Annotated in this window: 7 protein-coding genes and 1 pseudogene; 5 read left to right on the top strand and 3 right to left on the bottom strand. The window is 55.3% G+C overall.

Annotated features, from left to right (window positions below):
* Positions 1-323 precede the first annotated feature (323 nt).
* From JQ624_RS37375 to JQ624_RS37365, 3 genes are all read right to left on the bottom strand, one after another.
* Positions 324-1763, bottom strand: coding sequence for an MOP flippase family protein (locus JQ624_RS37375; protein WP_212423869.1), 1440 nt, complete (start codon positions 1761-1763; stop codon positions 324-326).
* Positions 1764-1821: 58 nt separating this feature from the next.
* Complete coding sequence (locus JQ624_RS37370; RefSeq protein ID WP_212423868.1) at positions 1822-2844, bottom strand: hypothetical protein; 1023 nt, start codon at positions 2842-2844, stop codon at positions 1822-1824.
* Between the two features lie 247 nt (positions 2845-3091).
* Positions 3092-4099: a polysaccharide deacetylase family protein gene (locus tag JQ624_RS37365; RefSeq protein WP_249130389.1), complete on the bottom strand. Its 1008-nt coding sequence runs from the start codon at positions 4097-4099 to the stop codon at positions 3092-3094.
* A 650-nt stretch (positions 4100-4749) separates the two neighbouring features.
* On the opposite strand from JQ624_RS37365, the gene JQ624_RS37360 reads away from it, so the two are divergent.
* The 5 genes and pseudogenes from JQ624_RS37360 to JQ624_RS37340 all read left to right on the top strand — a co-directional run.
* On the top strand, positions 4750-5955 hold the full coding sequence (locus tag JQ624_RS37360; RefSeq protein WP_212423867.1) for a glycosyltransferase family 4 protein: 1206 nt from the start codon (positions 4750-4752) through the stop codon (positions 5953-5955).
* Positions 5956-5983: 28 nt separating this feature from the next.
* Positions 5984-7117, top strand: a complete 1134-nt coding sequence (locus JQ624_RS37355) for a radical SAM protein (RefSeq protein WP_212423866.1) — start codon at positions 5984-5986, stop codon at positions 7115-7117.
* 20 nt (positions 7118-7137) lie between these two features.
* Positions 7138-8319 carry a glycosyltransferase family 4 protein gene (locus JQ624_RS37350; RefSeq protein ID WP_312014568.1) on the top strand — a complete coding sequence of 394 codons (1182 nt, stop codon included), beginning with the start codon at positions 7138-7140 and terminating at the stop codon, positions 8317-8319.
* A gap of 126 nt (positions 8320-8445) precedes the next feature.
* Positions 8446-9765 carry an O-antigen ligase gene (locus JQ624_RS37345; protein ID WP_212423865.1) on the top strand — a complete coding sequence of 440 codons (1320 nt, stop codon included), beginning with the start codon at positions 8446-8448 and terminating at the stop codon, positions 9763-9765.
* Positions 9766-10711: 946 nt separating this feature from the next.
* Positions 10712-10922: pseudogene (locus JQ624_RS37340) on the top strand (hypothetical protein); the annotation flags it as partial.

Below are 10922 nucleotides of genomic sequence, written 5' to 3'. Positions count from 1 at the left end.
GAACCGGCCGTCAATCGCGGAAAATACGCCGTCCACACATCATTGCACGGCCGGCCTGGAGTTCGGACCAGAGTCTCCCGCGGCCTTGGGCGGGTGCTTACGCTCTTCCGTAAACAATTTCCGCTTCATCGTCTGGTCCTCCTTCAGGGGCCAGACTCCAGTTCAGCGAGTTTGAGGTGACCCAGGGCCGGCGGATCGTGGCTGGGCGTTAGGGTGGCTTCTAACCGATCCCGCCCTTCGTGCCCGGCTTCAGGCGCGGGCAGCATGCTATCCGATTTGAGATCGGCGCTTCAAACTGTCACGACAAGTGAGATCGCAGCCACTCAATCGGAACGGCCCGTAAGCAGATTCTGAATGTTCAGAGCCATACGCCGATCCGCGACCACAATATATGCTCCATAAATAATCCCTCCGATGAAAATCGCTGCCAAAAGACGCCCTGTAGCTTGGACAGAAATGATGGTCTGAGCCACGATAAGATAGGCCGCAAGGCTCATCCAAAATGTCGCGACAGAAGCCGTCTTTAGCGATGATAGATAGGTCAGTAATTTGAGGTTGATGATCCATCTGACTAGGCCGAGCATGTACGCCGCATAACAGCATGAAACAACGGCAAAAGATGCGGCAACGGCTTGCAGTCCCATTTCGACAATCAGCAAGAAAACAATGAAAGTGACCAAAGTAAATAACAACCCTGACGCGAAGGCCAAATCAGCACGCCCTTTCGCTAAGAGAAGTGGGACGACTGGAACTATCACCATTTTTCCGACGCCAACGATGGTCAACAGCTGAAGTATCGGAATTGACTGTTCCCACGCAACTCCAAACACTACTTGCACGAGCAAAGGCGCCGTTATCAAAACGCCAGCAAGCAAAGGTAGCGTCAATACGATTGCGAGCTGCGAAAAATTAAGATAGCCGGCGCGCAGAACCGAACCGTCCGCCTGCTGTTTTGCGAACATCGGAAATGCGACTCGCGTAAGGATTGGAGCAATCTTCTGCGGTGCAAAGGTTGCAACTTGATAGGCTAGGGCGTAATAGCCGAGCTGTTGGGGGCCTAGAAAATATCCAATAACCAGATAATCGATATTGGTTGAAATAAAGCTGACTATATTTTCAACAGTCGCGTAGAAGCCAAATTTCAAGTGCGGCAATGAACCTTTGATTGTCCACCTTCGCGCAAGTGGATATTGTTGCCATCCGTCAAAAGCAATCAGCAAATACCTTAACGACAGGTTGCCGGCCCAGCCCCACACGATCGCGTAGGCACCTTCGTTCAGGATGGCAGCGAAAATCACTATTGCCACGCCAGCAATTGAGCTGACAATTTCAATGATAGCCAACTTCCTAAAGAGGAGGTCTCTCGAGATAAGAAAGTAGAATTGGTGCCCGATGGGAATAATCAATAAGGCAACGGACCCGTGCCGGAGAAGGGATGCAAGTTCCGGCGCCGCGTAATAGTGGGCCAGCGCAGGCGAGCTCATCCAAACGATAATCCAGATTGCGAAACCCAAACCCAGCTCGATCGCATAAAGCAAGGTCCTCAGCCCGGGGGCGAGATCACCTTGCTCCTTGATCAGAACCTTGTTTACTCCGAAGTCGGCGATGACCGTTGCAAATCCTAAGATCATCATCGCAATCGCAGCGGTCCCCAACTCAGATACTGTCAGGAAACGACTAACGACAACAAGCTGCACGGCCATCGCCGATGCCGATATGATTGCCGAGAGGAACGTCCATCTTATCGGGGAAACAGCAGACATCGAGGAGATCTCGAAGTCCTGTTTGCCTCTATCTTTGAGTATATCTCTAAGATTGGGTCTAAATTGCATGAGCGGCCGTTATGGAAAGTCCATTTTCGGGTTCGTTTTCGAGCTCGAACTGATTAGCGTCGAGCGTGAACTTGGCCGCCCAATTTGGAAAACCAAAAGGAAAATATTCGCCATTGAAGGGGAATGATCCTCTTACGCCTCCAACCATGTCGGCATCACCGCTCACCGGAATCGTTCGGCGGACAAATTGGTTTAGCTTGCATGCAAGCGCCCGATACCGGGGACGTTCAGAATGTTGGCTAAGGAACATGAGTGACCAGGCGATCTGAGATGAGCCCGTGACACACGCCCAGTTTACCGCCGGGGACCAATCAGGCCGCAAACGCCCGGCCAAATAGCCGTCCTGCCCGACGCAACCGGCCAAGCCGTCCGCAAACAGAACGGCTGCATCAAGAAAGAAGCGGTCATTTGAGAAGCGATACGCTTCTATGAGTCCCTTCAGTGCATAGCCCAACGTATGGGTGAGCGGAGCCTGAGAATCTGTCAGGCAGCAGTCGGCCATCCAACCGTTGGGCTGCAGTTTGCTCACCGCCCAGCGAACTTGCCGCAATCCTGATTCACCCCAGGACTGTCTGCCGGCAACACGGGCGGCTTCGAAAAGCCCCCATGATACGTGAGTTTCATAAGCTTTTTCGCCAGGAGCGGCCAATGGAGTCGGGGCGCTTCGCCAACAGCCGTCCGCATCCTGTGTTTCGACCAGCCAATTTGCTGCGCGCGCCATGGCATCGTGATAGCGATCACCAAAAACCTCGACTCCCCGCGCCAACCCCAGAAGTATCTGCCCGGTGTTGAACGTCACCGGCAGAGGACGCGCGGCATCGATAAGGCCACTCTGAAACCCACCTTCCGGAAACTGTATCTCCACCAGCCAATCAAGCATCCGACGAGCACGATCGAGAAGATCGTCATTGCCGCGCCTGAGCCCTTGATCAATAAAACTGCAAATAATGTATCCCGTGGTTTCTGGGTATGATGCGGCCCATCCGGACCCAAGCCTATAGAAGCCTGACACGCCTCCATCTCGACCCGGGCTCATATCTTGAGCGCGGCACAACCAATCCAGGGTAAGTTCGACGGCTCGTTCCGGACCGTAATCCAAACGGGATCCTATCTGTTGATCCCTTAGCAACAATTCTTTCGCTGATGCCGGCGGAAATCTAGTGATTAGCCGGAGCTTGGCGGCGCGCGCAAAATCTCGAATTGTCATTTCTGATCTCTTACGGTTAACAGGCTACGATGTTTTAAAGCAAATCGACCCGCTAGGTATGACCCAGCATGTGCACCGCCGACTGGACGCCGCTCATACGAGCCTCGAATGCGATTCTCGTTTCGAATTGACCCCCAACGCCGATGCGAGGAAGTGCAAAATAGTTTAGTTTGCGATCGCATAGGTGCCGATGCCGCGTCGTTACTGCGGTCGAAAAGCCTGCGTCCTTCGCGAGATGTTCTTCCCGAGGACCACATGCTCTGGAGTCGCCGTAAGGATAGGCGAGGTGCCGAACGGGACGCTGAAGTAATTTCTCCAGATAGTTGCGGTTATCGGTCATTTCGGCTAGCGCTGAGAGGACATCCAGGGACGCTAGTGCTGCGTGCGAAGCGGTGTGACCGCCAATTGACGCGAGAGAATGTTGCGCCAGGGCTTGAAGCTCGCGTTCATCCAGGAAATAGGCCGCATTCAATGCCGATAGCGACACACCCGCCTTGTTGAACGTCGGGGCGAGCATTGCAGCGCGGTGGTAATCCTGGTGGATCCACTGGGTTACCTTGCTCAAGGCCGATATCTTATTGTCAAAGTCCGGACAGCGGAACCGGATGCCCATCGCGTCGATCGTAACCGTGTCTCTCGAGCGAAATATTTCGCGCAGGCCCAGCCACCACGATTGCAGCGTTCGCGTCGGGGCGCCAGTCGGGACGTAGATCATGAACGGCGCGTTGTTTCGCTCGAGGATTGGAAGCGCAGCCGCGACATTGTCTCGGTAGCCGTCGTCAAAGGTAAGCACCGCATAGCGGCTCGGTCGGGGATCTGTGGCCAATCGCTCGAGACATGCATCGAGACTGACAATCTCCCATCCTTCTTGCCGCAGCCAATTGAGTGAATGTTCAAAAAAAGCAGCTGAAGTGCCGGTCATCAATTCCGAGCGACAATCTTGCTGAATCTCATGAAACATCAGGATAACTGCCCTACCAGCAAAAATCCTGCGGATGGATGGCATCAGTCCAGACCAACGAGCCATTTGGAACATGCCAGTTTTGAGAAGCTGTTTCATTCTAACTCGTCAACAGAAACACACCGATTCCCCCTGGCGAATTGATATGTTTTTTTTCGTACGCGGCCTGTAGCAAAGTTCATCTTCAACTGCTGCAGAGTATAGCGCCCTGTGGGATCCGCAAGGCTCGAAACAAATCCCTCTTGAGAAACATGCCGGCCGGCATTTGCGTCCACTAGCGCTTCATCGGTGGGCCAAAAGATCCGAAAGTCCACGCCACGAAACCGCAACTGACACGCCAAATGGCGCCGCGCCACTGATAGCTACCGCGGACACCCTTGTCATTTTTTCATTTTTGCACCTCCTGGTTGGATCGTCACCGACGTTGCAACTGTGATAATTGCACAACGAAAGCAAGGAAGAGAAAAGGAAAAGAGAGGTACTCTTCCAATCGTTGACTAAGTGCTAGTCCCAAGCACCTGCGGGCCGCTACTCACTCGTAGGTACCTCCCAATTCGCGGCCTCCGTCGTACAGCTTTCTGGTAGCGTCTCTCAGTCCAGCGCTAGAACTACCGCGAGCGATGGCGGAGGCACAATTCCTGTCGAGAGCGATGATTCGCTTTGGTGACCGCGAACCACGGGCGTTGGACGTGCCGCGGTACTTGCGCGGCGCTTGAATGTGCGGTTGTCGATGAAGGTAGCCACCCTTAATGAAAGTACTGGTCGCCAACAAGTTTCTTTTCAACAACGGCGGCTCAGAGGCCGTGTTGTTCCAAGAAAGAGTGTTCCTGACAAACACGGGGACAGAAATTATCGACTTCGCGATGCAGCACGAGCGGAATATCCAATCGCCGTACACGTCGCATTTTGTGTCTCGCCAGGATTATCGGAGCGGTGGCTACCTTGCCAAGATAAGGAGCGCGCTCTCGTTGATCCACTCACGCGAGGCTGTGAGCAAACTCGCATCCCTGATCGAGGAAACACGGCCAGACCTGATGCACTGTCACAACATTTATCACCAGATGACTCCATCGATCGTCGGCGTAGCCAAGTCACGAGGAATTCCGGTCGTGCTGACGCTGCACGATTCGAAGCCGGTGTGTCCGGTGCATACCCGCATGCGCGGGGACAAATTGTGTTCGCTATGTCTCGCCGGCGATTTCCATCATGTGCTGACGCATCGTTGTGCCGACGGTTCGTTAGCGCAAAGCGCCGTGCTTTATATGGAAGCCGTCATTCAACGCTGGCTGGCGAGTTACGAGAAGGTGGATCGCTTTCTCGCACCGAGCCGATTTATGCAGGAGTCGGTGTTACGCCGCTTCTCGGTGGACCGGGTGAAGCTGCTTTACAACGGTGTGGATGTCACGAAAATTTCGGCGAGCGGTCGGGACAAGGGATACGTGCTTTATTGCGGCCGCCTTGCCCCGGGAAAGGGTGCAGAGACCCTGCTCCGTGCCCATGAGGCTGCGGGATGCAGATGGCCGCTGATCATTGCGGGCACGGGCCCGCTGGCGGATGCCCTCAAGTTGCAATTTGCCCGGAATGTGCGGTTTGCGGGCCAGCTGTCCGGGGAGACATTGAGTACGACGATCGCCGAAGCCTCTGTGGTGGTTGTGCCTTCGGAGTGGTGCGAGAACTGCCCGATGTCGGTGCTGGAGGCGATGGCCTATGGCAAGGCTGTCGTGGCGACTCGCATTGGCGGCATTCCAGAACTCGTGACCGATCGGGTGACAGGGCTTCTGTTTGAACCCGGAAACGCGGAAGAGCTTCGAATGCACCTCGAGTGTCTTATGGGCGACGCCGCGCGGCGCGCACGCATGGGAGCTGCCGGAAGGATCCGTGTGGAAAGGGACTTCTCGCTCGAAAAGCATAACACCGAGCTGATGGCCGTCTACCAATCACTGCTGAGCATTTGAGCGGAGTACGTTATAGCGAGGAATACGAATGGACCTCACCATAATATCCACGTATCGGTGCAACTCGAAATGCCAGATGTGCTACATCTGGCAAAATCCGACTGATCCCAAGGAGGAGGTAACACTCGAGACCCTCGCCAAGCTTCCCACGGGGTTCGACAACCTGAATGTTTCCGGCGGAGAACCAACCCTGCGGAAGGATCTCGCCGAGATGATAGATCTGCTCCATCCCAAGGCCCGGATCATAGAGATTAGTTCGAACGGACTGCATCCCGAGCGTCTCCTGCCCATCGTCAGGAAGCACCCAAACATCAAGATTCGTTTTAGCCTTGAAGGTAACGAGATTACCAACAACTCCATTCGCGGCGAAAAGGATGGCTATGCCACAAAGGTGGCTGGGCTTCGAATGCTGCAAGAGGCAGGCGGGCAGGATCTGGGGTTCGCCTTCGTCATCCAAGACGAGAACGTAGCTCAACTGGTGCGAACCTATGAATTGGCGTGTTCGATGGGGTTCGAACTCGCAACCTCGGCGCTGCATAACGCGTGGCAATTCTATAAGAATGATAACTACTTCTACGAGCGGGTTGCGGTGGCCCGACAAGTGGAAGGGCTTATCACTGCGATGCTCAAGAGTAACAAGCCAAAGAACTGGTTTCGCGCCTACCTGAATTTGGGCCTGATCAAAAAGGTCCTCGGTCAGCCGCGACTGATACCCTGTACCGCAGGGACAGACTTTGCATTCATCGATCCCTGGTCCGATGTGTGGGCCTGCAACGTGCGATCGGACCTGCTGCTCGGTAACCTGGCGCGGCAGTCCTGGAACGATATTTTGGCGAGTGACGCGGCGAAGAACGCGGTCAGTAAAGTGCGGACTTGCGAACAGAATTGTTGGATGGTGACGACCGCACGCACGGCAATGCGCTCAACGCTGCTCCCCCAGGCGCCGAAGAGGGGACCGCTAATGTGGGTGCTGAAGAACAAGCTGAAAGTCATGCTCGGCAAGCCGATTTGTTTCGATCAGTACATTGATTATTCCAACGTGGCGCCGACTCCGCGCATTCAGCGAACGTCATTCCTCAACGAAAAGCAAAAGGCACGCCTGGTGCGCGGCAGAGAGACGGTCGACGCCCGATACCCGCTCAAGGAGTTCATGAATAGCTAGCAGATAACGAGGAGGGTGTAGTGAGTGCGGATCGTCTGGTGCTGCGGGTGATCATGCTTGGCTTGCGTGGATTCCCCGATGTGCAGGGAGGAGTGGAAGCTCACGCAGAGCATTTGTGCCCATACCTCAGGGAACTGGGTTGCGACGTCGAAGTGATCGTCCGTTCCTCGTATATGCCGCGTGAGCGGGGCGACGAGTGGCACGGGGTACGCTACTTGCGGCTGTGGTCTCCGAAGGCCTCAGGTCTTGAGACGATCGTTCATTCGTTTCTCGGAGTGCTGGTGGCAGCATGGCAGCGGCCGGACGTCTTGCACATCCAGGCCATCGGGCCGGCTTTGATGGTGCCGATCGCGCGGTTGCTTGGACTGCATGTTGTCGTGACGCACCACGGCCCGGATTACGAACGAGAGAAGTGGGGCCGACTGGCCAGAATGGCTCTGCATGCCGGCGAGGCCTGGGGCATGCGGTTTTCCGATGGCCGCATCGTGATCTCCCAGACAATTCGAAAGCTGGTACGGGACAAATACGGCCTGAACTCGGACCTTATTCCGAACGGCATCACCTTGCCTGAAGTGCCGAGGAGCACTTCGGTGCTACAGAAATTCGGGCTCGCGCCGGGACGATACGTGTTGATGGTAGGCCGGCTCGTACCGGAGAAACGGCACACGGAGCTGATCCAGGCTTTTGCCGATGCCAGACTCGACGGATGGAAGCTCGTGTTGGTGGGGACTTCTGAGCACCCTGATGCCTATGCTGCTGCGGTTGCGGCGCGGGCGCAGGCGACTGACGGAGTGGTCATGGCGGGCTTCCAGTGCGGCCTCGCACTGCGGGAGTTGTACGCCCATGCAGGCATTTTTGTTTTGCCATCTTCGCACGAAGGCTTACCGATCGCGTTGATGGAGGCCCTGAGCTTCGGTCTGCCAGTGGTAGCCAGTGACATTCCCGCTCACTTGGAGATCGGACTTGATGACACGCACTATTTCCATTTGGGAGACGTATCGGCGCTCGCGGATCGCCTGGCGTCGTTTGCACACCGTCCGTGGCCGCCGGAACTCCGCGAGAAAACACGCAGCTGGTTGGCTGAACGGGAAGACTGGCGTTCTGTCGCCGAGCGAACCCTTGGATGTTATCGCAGAGCAATCGAGCCACGCAGAGGCGGTTCCCATGTGCTGCCTCCCACTGCACCGTCCCGCGCTGCCTAGCGCTCGCGCGGCGTGGCGGCGAAGCCGTCACTGCCGTGCTTCTGTGTGGTGACCCGCACCAGGCGCCATGCCATTTCAACAGTTGGGCTGTATTCCAAGTCCGATCGCACTAAGGCGCCGTTCAAAATGAATGCACTCCCGCTATTTGTTCTTGTCTTTATCTTCCTGAGATCACTCTCCAATGGGGTCGATCGTCTGTACGGCACGTACATTTCACTGGCTCTTTCAGTCACCGCCATCGTGATTGGGCTTGTGGCCGCCTGGCACATGCGACATGTCAGAATACACAAGAGACTTTTCACGCTGTTGGTGTGCTTATCGGTCTTTATTGTCACCGCCGGACTGTCATTTGTCGTCAACGTCCTTGGAACCGGGAGCATTGTCGACCAATATGCTGCCTGGTACGAGATCTTCAGGTACGTTTATCTGATGATGTTTGTGATATTGCTTTATTCTGTTTATCGCCATCCAACTTTTTGTCTGAACGTTCATCGTGTTTTTTTATTGCTGCTGCTTCTAATTTCAGCGGTTGGACTAGGTCAGTACCTAACTGGCAATGCAGCGCCCCTCACACGATTCGACAAGGTTGCACGGGTGGCGGGTCTTTCTTCGCACGCCGTACCCTACAGCCTGGAGATCGTGCTGACATTTTGCGTTTGCGAGCTATCGCGCCAAACAATGCGCCTTCCCATTAGGCATCTCCACATTGTGGTGTACATGTTGTTTCTCGTTGCCCTGATCCTTTCTGCTTCAAGAACCGGAGTCGCGCTGCTGGGGGTGACCATCGGCATATTCCTTCTCGCTCAAAGACCCGCCCTCCTGCCGGCGTTCGCTGCCGCATTCGCTATAGTCTTATGGACATCTCCATTTGGAGAATTGTTTTCAGACCTGAGATCAGTTCCAGACTATATCTTGAGAGGCGAATATGCGGTGTGGGATTGGCGCACGGCAGAGACCTCGGTCCATTGGCGCATGCACCACTGGTACTATCTATCTACGCTTGGATTGGAACAACCGTGGATCGGATATGGTCCCGGTCAAGTGGCGCTATACAGCCCGTTTTCCCTGTTGGCGCATAGTCAGTTCGTGGAAATATTCTTCGAAACGGGCATGGTCGGCCTGATCTCCTTTGCCGTCTTTTGGTTCAGCATTCCGCTGGCCGCAATGTCGGACCGGCAGCGGCTGGCTTTCTCAAATGGAAAAAGGTCGGCAGAAATTGGAACCCTGCACTTCTGGATTGCCATGTTTGCCGGCGTGACGCTGGTTGGACTATTCGATCAAAGCTTCGAAAGGGAAACGGTGGCGTTTTCCCACTTGTTGGTCAGCATGTTTGTGGTGCTGGCTCGACCTGTAGGAGTCACCGAACGCGACCTCCCTTACTCGCATGTCTCGATGACCGCTGGTTCGCGGATTGAAGAAGCATCGGAGAGCCGAGGAACTATATGAATCGGAACCTGGAGGCTTCGGCCTATACTGGTCATAAGTACCTTCCATGAAAGAGTGTCTTGCCATTCCGCTCACGACTCTCATGTTACTCGGCGCCCTCGTCTCATCGGCGAGCGCCGCGACGATAGCGCCTCCAGCCCAGTACGGGCGATGCAGCGACAACGGCATTCCCTCGTTGAAGAGAGACTCTGCATCGCACACGACGCGGCGGGTAATGTGTCATCACAATCCAGTGCTGCAAGTGCAACAACACAAGCGTCCGGCGCTACCCATCTGCACGTCCTTGTCGATCGACTGTGTCGTTTTGCAAAATTCCGGATATGACAACGGAATAAATCCATACAGAGTCCCGACCTCTTTCTCGTGGTATAGAGGTGGCTCCGCTGCCACGGGGAACACTGCTCCTCCTCCCGGCTTCTCTTCACTGACAGGTTGGGGACAGATATATCCGCAAGTCGGTACTTGCTGCTAATATTTATTTGAAGGACGATCGCGTCTATGTGCATTTGACGGATGGCGGCTGGCAACTCGCACCCGCAGCGACGTCGCGATGATCGTCGCTCGTGTCGCTGTCAGGAACGGGAGCCGGGATGAGGTTCTCTTCGAGGTAGCGTCGCGCCGTAGGTTTTACCCAGCGATCGGCCAGGCGCCGCGCCTGGGTGCACGTCATTCCGTTCTTCGCATTCGCTCCTGGCGTCCGCAAGATGATCTACACCACCAACGCGCGTTGGCGACGGGGTGTCCGCCGGCCATCTGAGTATCGCACTTCGAAGCTGCCGGTTTTCGGTAGCGCCTCGTGCCGGTGGATGCGGATCGTCATTGACGCGCGTCGTTGTGGTAGCCATACATACCCTTTCTGTTTGATTTGTGTGAACTGGACAGACTAAATTGCCGGTCCCGGAAGAGCGCGAGAACCCACCCCAGAAGTGTCCCTGAGATATCTGGCATGACCCGCATCAACCGCATAGGAGCTAGCACGGCGATCTGCATCGCGGTCATTGTGGTGATAGGGATCGTCTGGGCTAACGTTCCGTCCCCGCTGACCGACGCCATCCATCAGAATACGATAGGCAACAGCGAAGGATTCCCGTTGGGCGTCCCCACCTCATATGACTGGTACACGGGAAGAGTTGGAGTTTTCGGAAGCACCCCGCCCT

The sequence above is a fragment of the Bradyrhizobium sp. AUGA SZCCT0283 genome, from assembly GCF_018130385.1.
Taxonomy (GTDB): Bacteria; Pseudomonadota; Alphaproteobacteria; order Rhizobiales; family Xanthobacteraceae; genus Bradyrhizobium.
The sequence above is the reverse complement of the archived record's forward strand: the minus strand, read 5'-3'. Positions and strand labels throughout refer to the sequence as shown.

Excerpts from the sequence above, each read along its gene's own strand:
- JQ624_RS37375 (WP_212423869.1), bottom strand. The coding sequence starts at position 1,763 with ATGTCTGCTGTTTCCCCGATAAGATGGACGTTCCTCTCGGCAATCATA.
- JQ624_RS37365 (WP_249130389.1), bottom strand. The coding sequence starts at position 4,099 with ATGAAACAGCTTCTCAAAACTGGCATGTTCCAAATGGCTCGTTGGTCT.
- JQ624_RS37360 (WP_212423867.1), top strand. The coding sequence starts at position 4,750 with ATGAAAGTACTGGTCGCCAACAAGTTTCTTTTCAACAACGGCGGCTCA.
- JQ624_RS37355 (WP_212423866.1), top strand. The coding sequence starts at position 5,984 with ATGGACCTCACCATAATATCCACGTATCGGTGCAACTCGAAATGCCAG.
- JQ624_RS37345 (WP_212423865.1), top strand. The coding sequence starts at position 8,446 with ATGAATGCACTCCCGCTATTTGTTCTTGTCTTTATCTTCCTGAGATCA.